A 19103-nucleotide genomic window follows, 5' to 3' on the forward strand; every position below is an offset into this window, starting at 1 on the left:
ATAGCGTCAGACGCTGGCGATCTGGATGAGGTTGCCGCAGGTGTCGTCCAGCACGGCGGTGGTCACCGGCCCCATCTGCAGCGGCTCCTGGGTGAACGTCACCCCGAGGGCACGAAGCCGTTCCGTCTCGGCAAACACATCGGTCACCGCGAACGAGGTGAAGGGGATGCCGTCGGCCACCAGCGCCTGCTTGAACGGCTTGGCCGCCGGATGCTCGTCGGGCTCCAGCACCAGTTCGACTCCGTTGGGGTCATCGGGCGAAACCACCGTCAGCCAACGGTGTTCGCCGAGCGGTATTTCGGTCTTCTTCTCGAAGCCGAGCACCTCGGTATAGAAGCGGAGCGCCTTGTCCTGGTCGTCGACCAGCACGCTGGCCAGGTTGATCCTCATCGGTGGTCCTCTCGGGGTCGGGTCGGTCGGTGGGTCAGCCACCGCTGCACGATGTCGTTGAGCGGCGCGGTGTCCAGGTGGTGGAACTTGTAGCGGCCCTGCCGCCGGGTGGTGATCAGGCCGGCGTCCTCCAAAACGTCGAGATGCTGGGAGACGGCCTGACGCGTCGACCCGTAACCGTGACCGATCAACCGGGTGCACAGCTCGAACAGCGTCTGACCGTCCCGGTCAGTCAACTCGTCGAGGATGGCGCGTCTGGTCGGGTCGGCGAGGGCTTTGTAGATGTCGCCCACGCCGCCAGCATAGGCAAGTGGATGCTTGCATGACAAGGGTGGACTGCATGCGTATGGATTGTCCTGAAGTTTCACTACGGTGGGGCGGACGTCACCGGATCGCGTTCTTGATTCGGACAAGGGAAATGAATCGCTCGAGCCTTCGTTCGCCGTGTGTTGTCCTTCGGAGCGTGGGATGTCCACAAAGGCCCATTGACGACGTGGTCTGTGACTCATGGTCACCGCGGAGCGAAGGAGCCATTACCCAGAGTAAGTACCACCCGTAGGATTACGACCATCGACTCCCCATGGGTGCCTCCGGAGGGGCGTCCGGTCATCCGGGGTGGTGCACCGGGGGGACTGCAATGCAGACGTGTCAGAAACCGCCCACACCGGCGGCGGGGGCGGAATCGCTGGCAGATCTCCTGAGGCTGGTGGCCGCCCGTCACCAGGGCGCTTTCGCGGAGTTGTACGACCGGACGGCGGCACACACACTCGCCGTGGCAACGGTCGTCCTGCGCGACATCGATCACGCGGAGGAGGTCACCCAGGAGGTGTATCTGGAGATCTGGCACAAGGCAGCGTCATTCGACAAATCGTTGGGGACCGCGGCCTCCTGGATCAATCGCATCGCGCGACGCCGGGCGATCGATCGCGTGCGAACCACCATTGCGGCCCAGGCTCGGGATACAGCATTCACCCACCGGTCGGCCCAGGCCGAGGTGGACCTGGTGGTGATCGAGGTGCTCCGGCGGGCCGACGCAACAGTGCTCCACATGGCGTTGGCCGGCCTGAGTCAGCTGCAGAGAGAAGCGCTGACCCTCACCTACCTGCACGGCCGGACCAACCGGGAGGTCAGCGTCCTGTTGGGGGTGCCGCTGCCCACCGTGAAGAGCCGGGTCAGGGACGGCTTACGCGCCTTGCAGTGCAGCGTCGCCTGATCGGCAGCACCTGATCGGGAGCGCCTGATCGGGGCAGCGCGCCACCTCCACCTGACTGCGTTTGACGACACCGCGCGCTCCGGTGCGGGAAGCGAGATCGCATGCGACCCTGACCCGATGACCATCCGCGAAGATGCACACGCACTCGAGTCTGCACGGCAGCGGCTGTACGTGATGACGGCCATCGACGCGGCTCTGCGGCGCTATCCGGAGGTCGTTGCGGCGGTCGCCGGGGCCGCCGACCGTGCGGCCGCCCAACAAGCGGTCCAGGAGGTTCTGCAGATCGATGAACTGCAAGCGACCGCTGTGCTGGAAATGCAGTTCAGCCGGCTGACGGCCGATCAGATCCGGGCGGTCGCCGACGACTGCGCCGAGCTGACTGCCTTCGTGGAATCGGCGGGACCCGGCGCACCCGAGTGATGCGCCGGTCAGCGTGCGGTCGACGACCCGGTCATCGACCGCCGGAGCGGCGCTTGCTGTAGACGTCGAAGGCGACTGCGCCGAGCAGGACCAGGCCCTTGATGACCTGCTGGTAGGCGACATCGACGCCCAGGATCGACATGCCGTTGTTGAGCACACCGACGGTCAAGCCGCCGACGATGGCGCCGATCACCCGGCCGACACCGCCGGTCACCGCGGCACCGCCGATGAAGGCGGCGGCAATGGCGTCGAGTTCGAAAGCGGTCCCGTTCGTGGGATTCGCCAGGTTCAGCCGGGCGGCGAACACGATGCCGGCAAGAGCGGCGAGCACTCCCATGTTGACGAACACCCAGAACGTCACCGACTTGACCTTGATACCGGACAGTTCGGCAGCGTGCAGATTCCCGCCGATGGCATAGACATGACGACCGAACACCGACCGGTTCATCACCGCGGAGTACACCAGCACGAGGATCGCCAGGATGAACAGCACGTAGGGCAGACCCTTGAACTTCGACAACTGCAGAACGAAATACATGATCGCGATGCCGGCAACGACCATCCGGCCGACGAAAGCGCCTGTGGAGCCGACACTCTGGTGGTACTTCACCCGGGCGGCCCGCGTTCGGGCCTGCGTCCAGACGAGCACCGCCACCGACAGCGCGCCGACGAGCAGGGTGAACAGATCAGCCTCGCCGCCACCGAGAAATGCCGGCACGTTGATATATCCGACCAGTCCGTCTGCGAACCCCGCGGAGATGTTCCGGAATCCGTCGGGGAACGGAGAGATCTGCTGGTTGTTCAACACCAGCATGGTGCCGCCGCGGAAGATGAGCATCCCGGCAAGCGTGACGATGAACGCCGGAATGCCGAAGTAGGCGATCCAATATCCCTGCCACGCACCGACGAGGGCGCCGATACCCAGGACGAGCAGCACGCCCAGCCAGACCGGCAGACCCTGCTGGACGACGAAAACACCCGCAAGGGCGCCGGTGAACCCGACGATCGATCCGACGGACAGGTCGATGTGCCCGGCGATGATGACGATGACCATGCCGATGGCGAGGATCAGGATGTAGCTGTTCTGCACCACCAGGTTGGAGATGTTCTGCGGGGTGAGGATCGTGCCCTTGGTCAGAATCGCAAACAACGCCAGAATCGCCAGGAACGCGATGAAGATGCCGCTCTGGCCGACACCTCTTTTCGCCGAGGACAGGAAATTGCTGGTCGGCGACGGTGGCGGCGCCGCGGCGCTGGCTTTGCGGGAGACGTCGGTGGTCATGGTCAGTCCTTCGTCGCGTCGGTGAGGCGGTGTGCGGGGAGGTCGTGTTCGGGGAGCAGCACGGACTGGGCGGGATCCTCGATCGCCTCTGGCGGCAGATCGGTCAGTGCCCGCTGGTCACGCGTCATGTACTGCATCAGGATTTCCTGCGTGGCGTCGGCCCGCTGCACCTCGCCGGTGATGTGCCCGGCGGACAGGGTGTAGATGCGATCGCAGATCCCGAGGAGTTCCGGGAGTTCGGACGAGATGACCAGGACGGCCTTCCCGTCGTCGGCGAGCTTGTTGATGATGGTGTAGATCTCGTACTTGGCGCCGACGTCGATGCCGCGGGTGGGCTCGTCGAGGATCAGCACATCAGGGTCGGAGAACATCCACTTGGACAGCACGACCTTCTGCTGGTTGCCGCCGCTGAGCTTGCCCGCGATCGACAGCACGGTGGGTGCCTTGATGTTCATGCTGGTGCGGTAGGAATTGGCGACCTCGAATTCCTTGCCGTCGTCGACCCACCCTCCCGACGCCAGCTTTCCCAGCGCCGCCCCGGAGATGTTCCGCTTGATGTCGTCGATGAGGTTCAGGCCGTAGACCTTGCGGTCCTCGGTGGCGTACGCCAGTCCGTGGTCGATCGCCTCCCGGACCGAGCGGGCCTGGATCTGCTTGCCGGATTTGAACAGTCGCCCACTGATGTTCGCGCCGTAGGCGCGTCCGAAAACGCTCATCGCCAATTCGGTCCGGCCCGCGCCCATCAATCCGGCGAGACCCACGATTTCGCCGCGCCGGATGGTGATGTTGGCTTTGTCGACGACAATTCGCTCGTTGTGTTGCGGGTGGTGAACGGTCCAGTCCTCGATGCGGAGCAATTCTTCACCGATGTTGGGCGTGTGGTCGGGGTAACGATTGTCCAGCTCCCGGCCGACCATGCCCTTGATGATCCGATCCTCGCTGACCCCGGTCGACATGTCGAGGGTCTCAATGGATCTGCCGTCCCGGATGATCGTGGTGGAATCGGCGATCGCTTTGATCTCGTTCAGTTTGTGCGAGATGATGATGCAGGTGATTCCTTCGTCCTTCAGTCCCCGCAGCAGGCCCAGCAGGTGATCGGAATCGATGTCGTTGAGCGCTGCGGTGGGCTCGTCCAGGATGAGCAATTTGACGTCCTTGGACAGTGCCTTGGCGATCTCCACCAGCTGCTGCTTGCCGACACCGATGTCCATCACCCGGGTCACCGGGTTCTCGTGCAGGCCTACCCGGTCCAGCAGGGCGGCCGCGGCGGCGTTCGTCTCGTTCCAGTCGATGAGACCGCGCCGGGAGCGCTCGTTGCCGAGGAAGATGTTCTCGGCAATCGAGAGGTAGGGGCTCAGTGCCAGTTCCTGGTGAATGATGACGATGCCCCGCTGCTCGCTCTGCCGGATGTCGGAGAACTCGCACAATTCGCCGTCGAAGTGGATCTCACCGGTGTAGCTGCCATGCGGGTACACCCCGGACAGGACCTTCATCAGCGTTGACTTGCCGGCACCGTTCTCGCCGCAGATGGCATGGATCTCCTGTCGGCGCACCGACAGGCTGACGTCTTGCAGGGCCTTCACGCCGGGGAATTCCTTGGTAATCGATCGCATCTCGAGGATGTGGTCGTCGACCATGATGAACACCGTTCCTTGTTGATTGTGCTGAACGTTCCCCGGACGGACTGCAACCCGGTGGGCGCGCTGTGCCGCACGCGCCCACCGGGTTTGCTGTTACTTCAGATCGTCGGCGGTGTAATAATCCGAGTCGATCAGGACCTTCTCGTAGTTGTCCTTGTAGACGATCACCGGGTCGAGCAGCTGCGTCGGGACGACCTTGACGCCGTTGTCGTAGGTGGTGGTGTCGTTCACTTCCGGGGTCTCACCCTGAAGAACCGCGCCTGCCATCCCGACGGCGGTCGAGGCCAGATCGCGGGTGTCCTTGAAGATGGTGGCGAACTGCTCACCCGCAATGATCGACTTGACCGAGGCGACCTCGGCGTCCTGCCCGGTCACGATGGGGTACGGCTGACCGGCGGTGCCGTAGCCGGCACCCTTGAGTGCGCTGAGGATTCCCAGCGACAATCCGTCGTAGGGCGACAGCACGCCGTCGACCTTGGAGTCGTCGGAGTAGGTGCTGGTCAGCAGGTTGTCCATGCGGTTCTGCGCGGTGGCCGGATCCCAGCGCAGGATGGCGACCGTCTGGAAGTCGGTCTGCTTGCTCTTCACGACCAGCGTGCCCTTGTCGATGTAGGGCTGCAGGGTCTTCATCGCGCCGTTGAAGAAGAAGGTGGCGTTGTTGTCATCCGGGGAACCGGCGAACAACTCGATGTTGAAAGGACCCGTAGCGGAGCCCGGGGAGCCGTCCTGATTGAGCAGGCCCAGCCCGACGAGCAGCGAGTTCGCCTGGTCGACGCCGACCTGCTCGTTGTCGAAGGTGGCGTAATAGTCGACGTTCGGGCTGTTGCGGATGAGCCGGTCGTATGCGATGACCTTGATTCCGTTGTCGGCGGCATTCTGCAACTGGGTGGTCAGCGCGGTGCCGTCGATGGAAGCAATGATGAGTACCTTTGCGCCATTGGTGATCTGGTTGTCGACCTGGTTGACCTGGGTCGGAATGTCGTTCTCGGCGTACTGCAGGTCGACCTTGTAACCGGCGGCCTCGAGCTGCTTCTTGACGTTGTCGCCGTCCTGGATCCACCGCTGCGAGGAGCTGGTCGGCATGGTGACGCCGATGAGCTCACCGTTGCCCTTGGCGAGCGAGGCCGGGGCGGCGGCGGACGAACCCGACGCGGACGCTGCTGCACTCGCCGTTGATGATCCTGCCGACTCAGCGGCTGAGGCTGCGGACGTCGGTGCGGCTGCGGCCGGCGTGGAAGCAGCGTCGTTGGACCCGCGGCTGGCAGAGCATCCCACCGCCGTCAAAGCGAGAGCCGCGCCGATGGCGGCGGCGATCACCCGTTTGTGAACCATACAAGTACTCCTTCGGTGGAGTCGATGGCTGCTCAGAGGCCCTGAGCCAGCCGTTGATGGGCTTTGTTGAAGCGGCGTCAGCCGACGAAAGCCGTTCTGGCACTCGTCGTGTCGAGAAGAAGGAATTCCATGCCGACCGAGGCATATGGGCGAATTCCTCGGCGTGGGCATTCAGCCACTCCGCAGCGGCTGCATCCACGGTCGCCGAGTCGACGCTGCGGACACACCACCGTTGGCGGACTCCTCGTCACATCTGGGCAATTACCATGGCCAACGACGAGTGTGAACGTTAACAGCTCGAGTGTCAAGGATCTTTCGCGCCGCACTGTTCACGATGGGTGGCGCCGAATGACACCGAAATGCCCGGTGCGAGGCCGACCGGCGCTGTCGACCGGCATCGTGGCGAGCGCTGAAATCAGGTTCTCAGGGCCCAGGCTTCGAAGCCGGGTGCGCTCACCAGCGCAGACACCGGACCGTCAGGCGAGCCAGCGCAGCGCCATCCCGGCGTACATCGCGACGCCGGCGGGGAAGGCGTTCTCGTCGAAGGTGACGGTGTTGGAATGGTTCGGGACGGCGTGCGCCAGGTCGACGTCCGGCGGGCAGGCGCCGATGAAGGCCATCGCACCCGGGTGCTGCTGCAGCACGTACGACCAGTCCTCGGCACCCATGATGGGGTCCGGCATCTCGACTGCGGCGTCCCCGCCGAGCATCTCGGCCGCCAGCGCGAGCACCTCGGCCGCCACCCGCGGGTCGTTCTCCGTCACCGGGTAGCCCTCGAACAGCTCGAACGTCGCGGTGGTGTCGTGCGCGGCGGAGACACCATCGAGCACCTGCCGTATCCGGCGGCGAACGTCGGCTCTGGTCGCGTCGGACAGCGTCCGCATCGTCCCCTCGAGCTCCGCGTACGCGGGGATGATGTTGTTGGTCGTCCCTGCCGTGATGCGACCGACCGTGACCACCGCCGGATCGAAGATGCTGACCCGCCGGGTCACCATGCTCTGCAGCGCAAGGACGACCTCGGCTGCGATCGGGATCGGGTCCAGCGCGTCGTGCGGCGCGGAGGCGTGGCCGCCGCGGCCGAGGACACGGGCGACGAAGTGGTCGGCGGAGGCCAGCAACGGTCCGGGTCGGACGTTGATCTCGCCGCTGCGGAAGGTGGCGGAGATGTGCAGCGCGAACGCCCCGGCGATCGGGTTCCCGTCGGCATCGGCGCCCGCCGCGCCCAGCAACCCCTCCTCCAGCGCCTCCCGGGCACCGTGGAACCCCTCCTCACCGGGCTGGAAGAAGAAGGCGACCCGGCCACCGAGCTGATCCCGGCGGCCGGCGAGGACGCGAGCCGCCGAGGCCAGCATCGCGACGTGCGTGTCGTGCCCGCAGGCGTGCATGACGCCGTCCAACTCGCTGCTGAACTCGAGCCCGGTGTGTTCCTGCAGAGGCAGGGCGTCCATGTCGCCGCGCAGCAACACCGTCGGGCCCGGCCGGGCACCGTGCAGGATCGCCAGCACCGCACTGGTTCCGGTGGCTTCGCGGATCTCCAGGTCCAGGTCGGACAGTTCGTCGAGGATGGCCTGCTTCGTCAGCGGCAGCACGAGGCCGACCTCAGGTTGCCGATGGATCCGGCGACGCAGCCCGACCGTCCGGTCCTGGATCGCGCGGGCGTCGCCGAGCAGCTCCGCGAGGGGGCTGTCGGAAACGCCATCGGGAATCCGGTTGGCGGGAGCCTGGTCTGGAGTCTGTGGCGGTTGCACGCGGTCGATATGCCCACCGCCCCGCCGGGCCAAACGCTGCAACGGGATGGGGGTCCTGACAACGCCCGCAGACGTTGTCAGGACCCCAGGGCCGTTGGTCGGATGCACCTGGCCCGGCCGTCGGCGCCCGGCCGTCAGCGCCCGGCGTTCAGCGGCCCGACTTCTCGGCCGGAGCCGACCTGACGAACAGCACCGCGACCGCGGCCAGCAGCACCACCACGATCGGCACCAGCATCGTCGGACGCATCGCCTCGGTGAAGGCCGTTGCGAACACCTGCTGGGCCGCTGCGTGCACCTGCTCGGCCACCGGCCCCGGTGTCCCGTCCGGCAGGGCCGCATTTGCTGCCTGCCCGGCACCGACCTCGATCCCGCCGGAGGAGTCCGTCGTCAGGCCCTGCAGGAAGGGCCCGCGCGCCGGTGCCGGCAACCCGGCGGCGGCCAGCTGGGCCTGCGACACGAGAGCGCTGCCGAGCCGGTTCGCGAGCAGCGCACCGAGCACCGCCGTGGCCAGCACCGCACCGAACTCCTGCACGGTGTCCAGCACTCCAGCTCCGATACCGGCTCTGGCGGGCGGCATGTCGCGGGTCGCCAAACCGAACACCGGTGTCCAGACGCAGCCGAGGCCGATACCGGCCGCGACCAGTCCGGTCACGAACGCCCACTGCCCGGAGTCCGGAGCGGCCACCGCGACGACGTAGGCCATCCCGGCCGCGAACAGCAGCAGGCCGCCGACGAGCACCCACTTCATGCTGATCCGCCCGGACCCCGAGAGCCCGCCGACCACTCCCGAGGTGATCATCATGGCCATCGACTGGGTTCCGATGACGAGTCCGGCCGCTACGGCGGACAGCCCCAGCACCGACTGGTAGTAGATCGTCAACGGCAGGAACAGGCCCACCATCGCGAACCCCATGGCCAGCAGGACGAGCGTCATCACGGTGAAGCTGCGGTCGGTGAAGACCGCGAACGGCAGCAGGGGTTCGGCGTCCTGGGTGCGGACCTGCCGCCACAGGAACAGCCCGAGCAGGACCACCCCGATCGCGATGATCAGCGGGATGGTCAGGAACCCGGCAACGGTTCCCCAGTCGTACCGCTCCCCCTCGATCAGTCCGAAGACGACCCCGAACAGTCCGGCTGTCAGCAGCAGCACACCGGACACGTCCAGCCGGTGACGCACCCCGGACGGACGTCGGGCATGAAGACGAACGCCAGCGCGATCGCGGCAATGCCGATCGGGATGTTGAGGAAGAAGATCCACCGCCAGCCGACACTGGTGACGATGAGCCCCCCGAGCGTCGGCCCGAGCAGCACGCCGAGGCCGGACATGATGCCGATGGCCGCGAAAGCCGGACCGCGCTTCTCCGCGGGCAGTGTCGAGGTGATCAGCGGCAGGCCCTGCGGCGCGAGCAGCGCCGCCCCGACGCCCTGCAGGGCGCGGAAAGCGATCAGCTGACCCGGGGTCTGGGAGAGCCCGGACGCCAGGCTGGCCATGGTGAAGAGGGTGAGTCCGACCAGGAAAAGCCTTCGCGGACCGTAGATGTCGCCGAGCCGGCCGGCCGTGATCAGCAGCACCGTGTACGTCAGCGAGTACGCCGACCCCACCCACAGCACCGTTTCCAGGGTGGCGTTCAGGTCCGTCACGAGATCGGGAATGGCGATGTTGACGATGGTGATGTCGAGCAGGGTCATGAACAGGCCGAGGCAGAACACCGCGATGACGAGCGTCGGGCGGACCGGTCGATTGCCGTGAACCGGCACCCCGGTCACCGTGGTCATCGGATGGTTGGCGGCGGCCGGTTCGCCCGGGTCACGCGTTGCCGGGAAGTCCGGCGAGGGTCGGGACATGGGAACATCTCCTTGCACTGTGGATGGGTTGATGCCGCTCCGGGTTCCGGCTCTTCGGCCGGATCCCGGTCATCACCGCTGACGCGGTGCGGCGCAGGGCATCTGCCCCGCGCCGGGCCGGTGGTGTGTTCGCAGCACACCGCCGGCCCTTCTGTGTCGCACGTGCGGAAAGCGCACGTCAGGAAGGCGGATCGCGATCCGCGTCGGAGGCGTCCCGGGCAACTCCTTTCCCGGGAGGTGGACCGGCATCGCCCCCGGGCACCCGTGGGATGCCGGGGAACGAGCCCATCCCGCGCTGCAGACCCTCGGCCCAGTCCCGGATCGTCTGCGCGTCCCAATAGAGATCACCGGTGGCCAGTTCCTCGACGATCGTGGACACCCAGGCATGTTCGGCCTGCAGCATCGCCAGCCGGTAGTCGTCCTCCACCGTGAAAAGTCTGGGCAGGTCGTACTTCTCGCGGAGATCGGCGGCGACGGACTGCATCGCCGCGATCTCACTGCCGAGGCTGAGCAGCCGGGCGGTGAGCTGTGCCCGGGCGTCGCCCGCTGACAGCATGGGCAGGAACGACAGTGCCGCGGGAAAGTCGGGGTACTCGTTGCGGACAGTGCGGATCATCGTCACGAGCCAGGTTTCGGCCGTCTCGCGGCCCTCTTCGGTGAGCTGGTACACCGTCCGTTCCGGGCGGCGGCCGTCCCGCGCGGTTTCCAGCGGTTCGATCAGGCCGGCGTTGACCAGTCGTTCGACGGCCGGGTAGAGCGACCCGCGCTGCACCCGCACCACCTGGTCCTTGCCGCGCCACTGCATGAGGCGCTGCATCTCGTACGGGTGCATCGGGGCTTCGGCCAGCAGCACCAGCACCATCAGCATCAGCGGGCTGGGCCGCACAGAGGGACGCCCGGCTTTAGTCATTGCATGACTATCTACCGAATGACAGGTGACGTCAACCGGTCTTCGATGACACCACTTACGACACCACTCCCGACAACACCACTCGCGCAGGCATCAGGGATTGGAGGCCCGGCGGGCCCGCGTCACCGACCGGACCACAGCGGTTCGACCTGCGCCCATTCCTGATCCCACGCAGCGGCGCGCTGCCGGTCCAACCGCCAGCGCAGCGTCAGCCACGCCGTCCACAGGATGACGCCGACCATGAACCAGGCGCCCACCGTGCTGACCACCACCAGGATGGCCGCCGTCCCGGAGTCGAGCGGCGGATCGGCCGGGTTGCCGGCCGCGTCCAGCCACACCGGGACCTGGGTCGCACCGACCGCGGTTTCGTCACCGGTGTCGGACCCGACGGTCACGGTGCCGCTGCGCACCGTGCCGTCGGGAGCCAGCCAATGCGCGGCAACCGGCGCCTCGCCCTTCACCGGCACGCCGTAGACGCCGATCCCGGGGACCGGCGGGTCAGCGTCCAGCGTCGCGACGGTCGCGGTGAGGGTCCGTGCCTGCTGCGTCGCGACCGTCGAGACCTGTTGCCACAGCATCGATCCTCCCGTGGCGACGATCGGCAGTGCCAGTGCCCACAGGATGGCCACGGCCATCGCGGCCGCAGCCTGCAGCCGGTCGGGCCCCCTGGCCAGCGGGTTACGCCAGACCGAGAGGGTCTTTCCGTGATGCCGGTGCGGGTCCGCCGGCCGGTGATCGGTTGCCACTGCGTCCCTCGCCGGGTTCGCGATGCGCTTCCGGGTTACTGCCGCTGCCGGGTTATTGGGGGGGCCGGACGACGACGACCGGAACGGAGCTGTGGCCGATCAGCGTCTGACCGGTCGACCCGGCCAACAGGCCGGCCAGTCCCGCATGCCCGCGGGTTCCGAGCACCAGCAGCTGGGCGGTCGAGGCCAGGTCACCGAGCGCGAAGGCCGCGCCCTGCCTGGTCAGCACCTGCTTGACGGCGACGTCGGGATACCTCTCGCTCCACCCGGCAAGCCGTTCGGAGAGCAGTTCCCGCTCGGACTCTTCGATGGGATCCGGGTCGGCGAGCATCGCCGTGTAGGTCGGCACCGGCCCCATCCCGGCCGGATCGGTCCAGCAGTGCACGGCGGTCAGCGGTGCGTGACGCAGCGAAGCCGCCTCGAAGGCGAAGGAGATCGCACCCTCGCTGGCCGGCGAGCCGTCGACGCCCACGACGACCGGGCCGTTCTCCGGCTCCTCACCGTCCGGGATGACCGCCACCGGACTCGGGTTCCGGGCGATCAACTTTGCCGCCAGCGAGCCGAGGGCGGTCGCGACGCGACTCCGGTGGTGCCCACCGAGGACCGTCAACACGGCGCCATCGGCGGCATGACGCAGGGTGGTGGCCGGATCGCCGTGCAGGACCTCCGTCGTCACGTCCAGATCGGGATACGTCGTGTGGACGGCCGCGGTGACCTCGTCGAGAACGGCCTGACCGTCCTCCGACATGGTGGCGAGCATGTCCGCGGGGTAGGGGTTGTACCCGGCGTAGCCGGCCGCCGGAAGGAAGTAGGCGAAGACCAGTTTCATCGCCGCGTGCCGACGGACGGCCTCGCGCGCGGCCCACAGTGCAGCGTGCCGGGCACTGGCGGATCCGTCGATGCCGACGACCAGCACCGGTCCGGTACGCCGCCGGCGGGCCTGCTTCGGCACCACAACCGGCACTGGGTCGGGTACCGCAGCGTGACGGGAAGGCGTTGACATCATCGGGGTTTCGTGGACTGTCATCGGTCCGGTCCTTTCCTGCAGCGGGGGGCGGAACACCCGCCAACGAGTACCGGCGGGATTTCGGCCGCTGGTGGGAGCCGGCGATCACCGAGGTGCGGTGCCGAAGGACCGTGCGGAAAGGAGCATCGACTCCTTCGCACACGCGATGAGCCTTGCTGACCGTCGTTGCTGATACCAGCGTGAATCCCTCCGGATGGCACCGTCAGGGCCATTGGACCTATCCGTCCGGGACAACCGGATCGGCCGGCCGGCGAAAGGTGGGTGCTACGAGAGCCCCTGCGCCACCGGCTCTTCCGGTTCCGACTCAGGATGGCCCGCCGGCGTGACGCCGGGACGTTCGCCTCTATCCGGCGTGCCTGGCCGGGTCCATTCTGAGGGGTGGAGAAAGGACCATGCCATGAGAAACTCCTACAAGAATCTGATCGCCTCGCTCCTGGTCGCCGCCATCGTCGTGCCGTACATCGGCTATCTGATCCGCGGCGAAATGCCTTTCCTGAAGGACACCCGCGGCATGGCGGCAACCGGCCTGATACTCGGGTTGATCGCTGCCGCGATGGCCGGACAAGCCATCTTCGCGAGCGGGCTGTGGCACCGGATCGCCTTGTCGGCAGGGGTTGTCACACTCGGCGTCGGGATTGCTGCCGTCTGGTTCGAGGGCAACGACATCCTGCTCGCGATCTTCATGGCCGGCATCGTGGTGACCTACGGACTGGCGGAGATGCTCTACCTGCAACTGCCGCACGCCACTGCCGGGTCCGGCGGACACTCGCTGCAACACAGCTGACCGCGCAGCTGTGAGGCACAAGTGGTCAGCAGGTGGATACGCCTGATCGGGACAATTCGGCGTCGGCGTACGACGATCTCGGCATGGCGCCCTCGACTTCCGATCCGACCCGTTGGTTCACCGACCTGCTGACCGCCGACCGCACAGGTGCGCTCTGGACGGATGCCGTCACCAGGACAGCTGCCTGGCAACTGGACACGCTCGCGCAGCTCACGACAACCTGGGCGTCCCTGTGGACGTCGGGCACCACCGAAGAACCGGCGATCACCGATCGCCGGTTCGCCGGTGAGCAATGGGCGAAGGACCCGCGGTACGCGGCGATGGCCAGGACCTATCTCGCACAGACCGATCTGCTGCGCAAAGCCCTGGACGCCGCTCCGCTGGACGAGCGGACCAAGGGTCAGTGGGAGTTCGCGATGCGTCAGGTGATCGACGCGCTCAGCCCGTCGAACACGCTGGCCACCAACCCGGAGGCGCTGCAGCTCGCCCTGGAAACCGGCGGCGCGAGCCTCGTCGAAGGGCTGCGGCTGTACACCGAAGACCTTGCCAAGGGCCGGGTCTCGATGACCGACGACGCGGCGTTCGAGGTCGGCGGCAACCTGGCAATCACGCCGGGCAGCGTCGTCTTCCAGAACGAGCTGATCCAGCTGATCCAGTACGCGCCGACGACGGCGAAGGTGCGCCAGCGCCCCCTGGTGATCATCCCGCCGTGCGTGAACAAGTACTACATCCTCGATCTCCGGCCGGAGAACTCCGTCGTCCGGTACCTGGTGGCGCAGGGCCACACGGTGTTCATGGTGTCCTGGCGCAACGCCGGCCCTGACCAGCAGAACCTCGTCTGGGACGACTATCTCGAGCTCGGCGTGCTCCCCGGAATCGAGACGGCGAAGAAGATCTGCAAGGTCGACCAGGTCAACACCCTGGGCTTCTGCATCGGCGCGAGCCTGCTGACCGGGGCGCTGGCCGCACTGGCGGCGCGCGGGGAGAACCCGGCATCCAGCATGACGCTGTTCACCGCGATGCTGGACTTCACCGAGGGCGGCGAGATGGGGTTGCTCGTCACCGAACAGGGGGTGGCGGCCCGCGAGGCCGCGATCGGCACCGGCGGCCTGGTCAAGGGCAGCGAGATGGCCCAGTTGTTCGCCTCGCTCCGGGCCAACGACCTGATCTGGCCGTACGTCGTGAACGGCTACCTCAAGGGCAAGCCGCCGCCGCCGTTCGATCTCCTGTACTGGAACATGGACAACACGAACCTCCCCGGGCCGATGTTCTGCTGGTACATCCGGGCGTCGTACCTGGAGAACCGGCTGTGCCGGCCGGGCGGAACCGTTCAGCTGGGCGAGACGATCGACCTGCGCGAGATCACGGCGCCGACGTTCCTGTATGCCTCCAAGGAGGACCACATCGTCCCGTGGAAGTCCGCCTACGCCTGCACCCAGATGTTCGGCGGCGACACCACTTTCGTGCTGGGCGCCAGCGGCCACATCGCCGGCGTCATCAACCCGCCGGAGAAGAAGAAGCGCAATTACTGGTCGCACGCGGACGGCGGACGGCCCACCGCCGATCCGGATGCCTGGCTGGAGAACGCCGAACGGGTGCCGGGCAGCTGGTGGCCGGCGTGGAACGACTGGCTCACGACGCACTCGGGACGGCTGGTCGCCGCGCGCAGGAAGCTAGGGAACGCCGAGTTCCCGCCGATCGAGGACGCGCCCGGGAGCTATGTGAAGCAGAAGAGCCGGTGACCTTGCGGCGTCCGGCCCGGATCACCGCATGCCTCTTGACCCGGCGCGCGCGCGTTTAAGCTCGCTCGGTGGACCCTCCCGGCGTCGCTGCTGACGGTTCCCGCCCATGAACCGGCGGGTGCTCGGTGCCGGGTTGCTGTGCGGGGTGCTGCTGCTCGTCGTGATCGCATCCGGCCTGTCCGGGCAGCGAACCGCGGGGACGCCGGTCGCTGCACCGGTTCGCCCGGCGCCGTCGGTCGGTGATTGTCAGCTGGAGGTCACCTCCGAGGCGGATGCCCTCGGGAACCGGCTGCCGAGTCCGGAACTGTCGCCCTGCAGCGGAGCCCGGGTGGGCGAGGTCATGGTGGTATTCCCCGACTATGCGGCTGCCGGCACCGTGAGCCCCGGCTCGGTCAGCCCACTCGAAGTATGCTCCGACGAACTGAACGGCTACCTCGGTCAGCCGGGCGACCCGGCTCAACCAGGCACGTGGGCTCCGGCACTCGCCGTCGATACCGGTCTGGTCTACCCCACCCCCCAGCAGCGAGCGGCGGGCCAGCGCTGGGCCGCGTGCATGGTGTACCCGTTGCAGGGCGAAGGCGGGAGCCAGCAGTTCAACGGGCCCGTCCGCGACGTGATGCGGCGTCCCGGCGCGGACAGCGCGGCGCTCTCGGCGTGCTTCAACGAGCTGGGCAGGAAACCGGTGAGCTGCCTCGCTCCGCACCGGGTGGAAGTGTTCGCCTGGATGACCGTGCAGCTGGGCACGACCCGCGCGCAGCTGCAGACGTCCTGCACGGAACTGGTCAAGGACCTGACCCTGATGCCCGACCCCACCGCCGCCGGTGCGCTGACCATCTCCGGCGCCCTCTTCCCGGTCGATGGTGGACTCTCCGGTGACTACCGGGCATCTTTCGCGCTCTGCGCCGTCATCGTCACCGACCCCGACCGGGCCCTCACCTCGACGCTGCGCAACCTTGCCGACCGCCCGGTGCCCTTCAGCTGAGTGCCGTTCAGCTGAGCAACGGGACGTGGGCGATCAACCTGGGCCGGCGGCCAGCACCCTGACCGGCATCCTCGAGCAGCACGGCCCACGCGGCGCACTGCTCCCTGCCGTTAGTCGTCGCAAGCTGCATCGCCCGGGGTCGGGTACCAAGGGGATCCTCAAACAACCGACCCACCGAACAGCCAACGCCCTAATGACCGGACTACTGGACGACGCGCCCGGATCGATCCGCTGGTCCGCGAAGGCGTCCGGTACGAGTGAGCGATGGCTGTCACCCAGCAAGTTCGCGATCTGGCTCCATCCGGCTTCCTCGGTGGGGCGCGGAAGCGAGTCCCCATGCGGTGATAGCCAACCTCGGACGCAACCAATGGTCATCGGCGTCGAGACGCGTGCCGTATGGCGTTCCTGTGTCGGCCGACGATGACAGCAAGAGTCATCTGAACCTGAGCAACTTCTCGGGCGCTCATCGTCCACAGCGGCCGGCTGCTTCAGCTTGACCGGAGTGTCGCGGATCGGGTGGCGGCGAAGGCGCTGGTGCCCAGCCACCGCCATAGTGCTTCGGTGTCGTGGCGGAAACCGAGCACCTGGATGTCCTGGCTGCGTAACGCGTCATTCGGCGACCGGTCGCCGGTCCAGATCTCGGTCAGTGCGCGGACGGTTGACACCACCTGCAGGGCGAGCTCGTGTCCCGGGTCGTCCCGGCACAGGTCGACGATCCCGTCCTGAACTACGAGCCACTAGTTCTGTTCGCGGGTACGGGCGTCGAGAAATTCGAAGTGCACGACGACACGTCGGTCGGCAGGAAACTCCGCGACGCGGGCGAACCGGCGGATGTCCCACATCAGGAACCCCGCGTCGAGCTGGCGAGGAGCGAGGCGGCTGCCGATCCATTGGGCGCCCCAGTGTCCGAGCGCCATCACGATGGGGCGCAGGTCTTCGCCGGCCGGCGTGAGCTCGTAGGACGTCCCGTGTCCCGCCTCCAGGCGGCGTACCACTCCGAACTCCTCGAGGGTGCGCAAGCGCTTGGCCAACATGGTCGGCGACATCCGTGGGACGCCTCGACGGATCTCGTTGAAGTGCGTGCTGCCGCAGAGCATCTCCCTGACGACCAGCGGTGTCCAACGGTCACAGAGGACCTCGGCGCCACGCGCGACCGTGCAGAACTGGCCGTAGTCGATCACCTCATCACGGTAGTAACCCCCCGAGGTCGCGGCTAGTACAGAACGAGGACTATCGGCTCCTCCTGGTCGGCGTCACGCTGGCCCCAGCAAAGCCAAACCGCCCAAGGGGCACGAGCAGGGATGAGGACCGAGATGACCAGCACCGCCACCTTCGACCCCGTAGCATTCAAGATCACCACGCGGCAGCAGTGGCAGGACGCCGCCGAAGCCTGGCACCGATGGGGCGGCTTCCTCGGCACCTGGCTGGGCGAGGCCACAGACACGATGATCGACATGGCAGGTATCGGGGTCGGCGACCGAGTCCTCGACGTCGCCGCCGGAGCCGGGGAACAGTCGCTGCGTATCGCCCGACGCGTCGGTCCCAGCGGACACGTCCTGGTCACTGATATCGCGCCCGATCTGCTCGCGTGCGCGGCCCGAGACGCAGCCGCCGAGGGACTGGACCAGGTCACCACGAAGGAACTCGACGGAGAGGCCGTCGACTCGCTGCCTCCGGGCAGCTTCGACGCCGTCGTCAGCCGCGTGGGCCTCATCTACTTCCCCAACCAGCAGCGCGCCCTGCAAGGGATGCGGCAGTCTCTGCGGTCCGGCGGTCGGCTCGCCGCGGTCGTCTACTCCACCCCGGGCGCGAACGCCTTCTTCTCGATCCCGGTCGCCATCATCAGGTCCCGGGCCCAGCTCCCTGCCCCGGCACCGGGCCAGCCCGGACCGTTCTCGCTCGGCAGTCCCGGGGTCCTGGAAACAGCGCTGGAGGACGCGGGCTTCGTCGACGTCGAGGTGCGCACTGTTCTTTCACCCGTCGCGTTCCCCTCGGCGGCGGAATGTGTCACCTTCCAGAAGGAGTCGTTCGGCGCCTTGCACCAGATGATGCGCACGCTGACCCCGGCCGAGAAGGAGGACACCTGGCACGAGATCGTCCAGGCGCTGCGGCAGTTCGAGGGGACCGCCGGGTTCGTCGGACCGTGCGAGATGCTCGTCGGCGCCGGCACCGCTCCCGCAGGAGCCTGACTCCACCGTGGCCACGACAGGCTCGACTTCGTGTTCGGCGCCCTCCTCCGGTTCGCCGCCTGAGCGACGCAGGTGTCGGCGACCGCGGCTAGCGTCGGACCCATGGCAACCCTGCTGCCCGAGCTGCTCGTGACCGACCCGGCCGCGCTGCGGGCGTGGCTCGAAGAGCACCACGCGACGTCGCCCGGCGTGCGGCTGGTGCTGACCAAGAAGGGCGGCTCGGACACCACGATCACGTGGGCGAGCGCGGTCGAGGAGCTGCTCTGCTTCGGCTGGATCGACGGCCAGGCCGGCAAGCGCGACGAGGACAGCTACACAGTGCGCATCACCCCGCGCCGCCCCAAGGGCAGCTGGTCCCAGCGAAACGTCGGGCTCGTGGCGACGCTCGAGGAGCAGGGCCGAATGACCGACGCCGGTCGCGCCGCGGTCGAGGCCGCGCGCGCCGACGGGCGGTGGGGCGCGGCGTACGCCGGTCCGGCGACCCGCCAAGCGCCCGACGACCTGGCCGCGGCGATCGCGGCGGAGCCGGACGCGCAGGCGATGTTCGACGTGCTCACGAGCGCCAACCGGTTCGCGCTGATCCATCGCGTCGAGAGCATGAAGCGCGCTGAGAGCCGGGCCCGCAAGATCACCGAGATGGTGGAGATGCTGGCGCGCGGTGAGACGCTCTACCCGCAGAAGGCGGGTCACCCCGGACGGGCAGGCCACGGCGTCGACGCCCGGCAGTAGGGTCGCCCATGACCAAGTGGGAGTACCTGACGGCGCCGATCCTGACGCACGCCGCGAAGCAGATCCTCGACACTTCGGCTCCGAGGGCTGGGAGCTGGTGCCTCGGAACCCGGCTTTACCGCAC

The 19103-nt window shown here is 67.4% G+C and carries 18 protein-coding genes and 1 pseudogene; 7 read left to right on the forward strand and 12 right to left on the reverse strand.

Annotated features, from left to right (window positions below; genetic code table 11):
• Positions 1-6 precede the first annotated feature (6 nt).
• Positions 7-390: a VOC family protein gene (locus ACVBEQ_RS13600; RefSeq protein WP_447153843.1), complete on the reverse strand. Its 384-nt coding sequence runs from the start codon at positions 388-390 to the stop codon at positions 7-9.
• Complete coding sequence (locus tag ACVBEQ_RS13605) at positions 387-683, reverse strand: ArsR/SmtB family transcription factor (RefSeq protein ID WP_447153844.1); 297 nt, start codon at positions 681-683, stop codon at positions 387-389. Before ACVBEQ_RS13605 ends, ACVBEQ_RS13600 begins: the two co-directional genes overlap by 4 nt.
• Before the next feature lie 413 nt (positions 684-1096).
• On the opposite strand from ACVBEQ_RS13605, the gene ACVBEQ_RS13610 reads away from it, so the two are divergent.
• Both ACVBEQ_RS13610 and ACVBEQ_RS13615 read left to right on the forward strand, forming a co-directional pair.
• The gene (locus ACVBEQ_RS13610; RefSeq protein ID WP_447153845.1) at positions 1097-1603 is read left to right on the forward strand and encodes a sigma-70 family RNA polymerase sigma factor; all 507 of its coding nucleotides are present in this window, start codon (positions 1097-1099) and stop codon (positions 1601-1603) included.
• Between the two features lie 117 nt (positions 1604-1720).
• Entirely contained in the window at positions 1721-2023 is a 303-nt protein-coding gene (locus tag ACVBEQ_RS13615; RefSeq protein ID WP_447153846.1) for a hypothetical protein, read from the forward strand.
• A 31-nt stretch (positions 2024-2054) separates the two neighbouring features.
• Here the strand turns inward: ACVBEQ_RS13615 and mmsB are convergent, their stop codons facing one another.
• From mmsB to ACVBEQ_RS13660, 9 genes are all read right to left on the reverse strand, one after another.
• Positions 2055-3305 carry a multiple monosaccharide ABC transporter permease gene (gene mmsB, locus ACVBEQ_RS13620; RefSeq protein WP_447153847.1) on the reverse strand — a complete coding sequence of 417 codons (1251 nt, stop codon included), beginning with the start codon at positions 3303-3305 and terminating at the stop codon, positions 2055-2057.
• Positions 3306-3307: 2 nt separating this feature from the next.
• Positions 3308-4942 (reverse strand): multiple monosaccharide ABC transporter ATP-binding protein, encoded by a 1635-nt coding sequence (gene mmsA / locus ACVBEQ_RS13625; protein ID WP_447153848.1) that lies wholly within the window; start codon positions 4940-4942, stop codon positions 3308-3310.
• Between the two features lie 96 nt (positions 4943-5038).
• On the reverse strand, positions 5039-6277 hold the full coding sequence (gene chvE, locus ACVBEQ_RS13630; RefSeq protein WP_447153849.1) for a multiple monosaccharide ABC transporter substrate-binding protein: 1239 nt from the start codon (positions 6275-6277) through the stop codon (positions 5039-5041).
• Positions 6278-6753: 476 nt separating this feature from the next.
• Positions 6754-7983: a M20 metallopeptidase family protein gene (locus ACVBEQ_RS13635; protein WP_447153943.1), complete on the reverse strand. Its 1230-nt coding sequence runs from the start codon at positions 7981-7983 to the stop codon at positions 6754-6756.
• A gap of 190 nt (positions 7984-8173) precedes the next feature.
• Entirely contained in the window at positions 8174-9184 is a 1011-nt protein-coding gene (locus ACVBEQ_RS13640) for an MFS transporter (protein ID WP_447153850.1), read from the reverse strand.
• Positions 9163-9870, reverse strand: coding sequence for an MFS transporter (locus ACVBEQ_RS13645; protein WP_447153851.1), 708 nt, complete (start codon positions 9868-9870; stop codon positions 9163-9165). Before ACVBEQ_RS13645 ends, ACVBEQ_RS13640 begins: the two co-directional genes overlap by 22 nt.
• Before the next feature lie 178 nt (positions 9871-10048).
• Positions 10049-10780 (reverse strand): PadR family transcriptional regulator, encoded by a 732-nt coding sequence (locus ACVBEQ_RS13650; protein ID WP_447153852.1) that lies wholly within the window; start codon positions 10778-10780, stop codon positions 10049-10051.
• A 122-nt stretch (positions 10781-10902) separates the two neighbouring features.
• Complete coding sequence (locus ACVBEQ_RS13655; RefSeq protein ID WP_447153853.1) at positions 10903-11526, reverse strand: Rv1733c family protein; 624 nt, start codon at positions 11524-11526, stop codon at positions 10903-10905.
• Between the two features lie 52 nt (positions 11527-11578).
• Positions 11579-12553 (reverse strand): universal stress protein, encoded by a 975-nt coding sequence (locus ACVBEQ_RS13660; protein WP_447153854.1) that lies wholly within the window; start codon positions 12551-12553, stop codon positions 11579-11581.
• A 397-nt stretch (positions 12554-12950) separates the two neighbouring features.
• Between ACVBEQ_RS13660 and ACVBEQ_RS13665 the strand changes: the two genes are divergently transcribed.
• The 3 genes from ACVBEQ_RS13665 (at position 12951) to ACVBEQ_RS13675 (ending at position 16061) form a co-directional block, all read left to right on the forward strand.
• Positions 12951-13337 carry a hypothetical protein gene (locus tag ACVBEQ_RS13665; RefSeq protein ID WP_447153855.1) on the forward strand — a complete coding sequence of 129 codons (387 nt, stop codon included), beginning with the start codon at positions 12951-12953 and terminating at the stop codon, positions 13335-13337.
• Positions 13338-13420: 83 nt separating this feature from the next.
• Complete coding sequence (locus tag ACVBEQ_RS13670) at positions 13421-15079, forward strand: PHA/PHB synthase family protein (RefSeq protein ID WP_473163179.1); 1659 nt, start codon at positions 13421-13423, stop codon at positions 15077-15079.
• Positions 15080-15185: 106 nt separating this feature from the next.
• Positions 15186-16061, forward strand: coding sequence for a septum formation family protein (locus tag ACVBEQ_RS13675; RefSeq protein WP_447153857.1), 876 nt, complete (start codon positions 15186-15188; stop codon positions 16059-16061).
• A gap of 488 nt (positions 16062-16549) precedes the next feature.
• Here ACVBEQ_RS13675 and ACVBEQ_RS13680 read toward each other — a convergent pair.
• A pseudogene (locus ACVBEQ_RS13680) lies at positions 16550-17242 on the reverse strand (winged helix-turn-helix transcriptional regulator).
• Positions 17243-17374: 132 nt separating this feature from the next.
• Here ACVBEQ_RS13680 and ACVBEQ_RS13685 point away from each other — a divergent pair.
• On the forward strand, positions 17375-18250 hold the full coding sequence (locus tag ACVBEQ_RS13685; protein ID WP_447153858.1) for a class I SAM-dependent methyltransferase: 876 nt from the start codon (positions 17375-17377) through the stop codon (positions 18248-18250).
• Between the two features lie 102 nt (positions 18251-18352).
• The gene (locus ACVBEQ_RS13690; RefSeq protein ID WP_447153859.1) at positions 18353-18979 is read left to right on the forward strand and encodes a YdeI/OmpD-associated family protein; all 627 of its coding nucleotides are present in this window, start codon (positions 18353-18355) and stop codon (positions 18977-18979) included.
• The last annotated feature ends 124 nt before the right edge of the window (positions 18980-19103 follow it).

The organism is Nakamurella sp. GG22 (genome assembly GCF_052976845.2).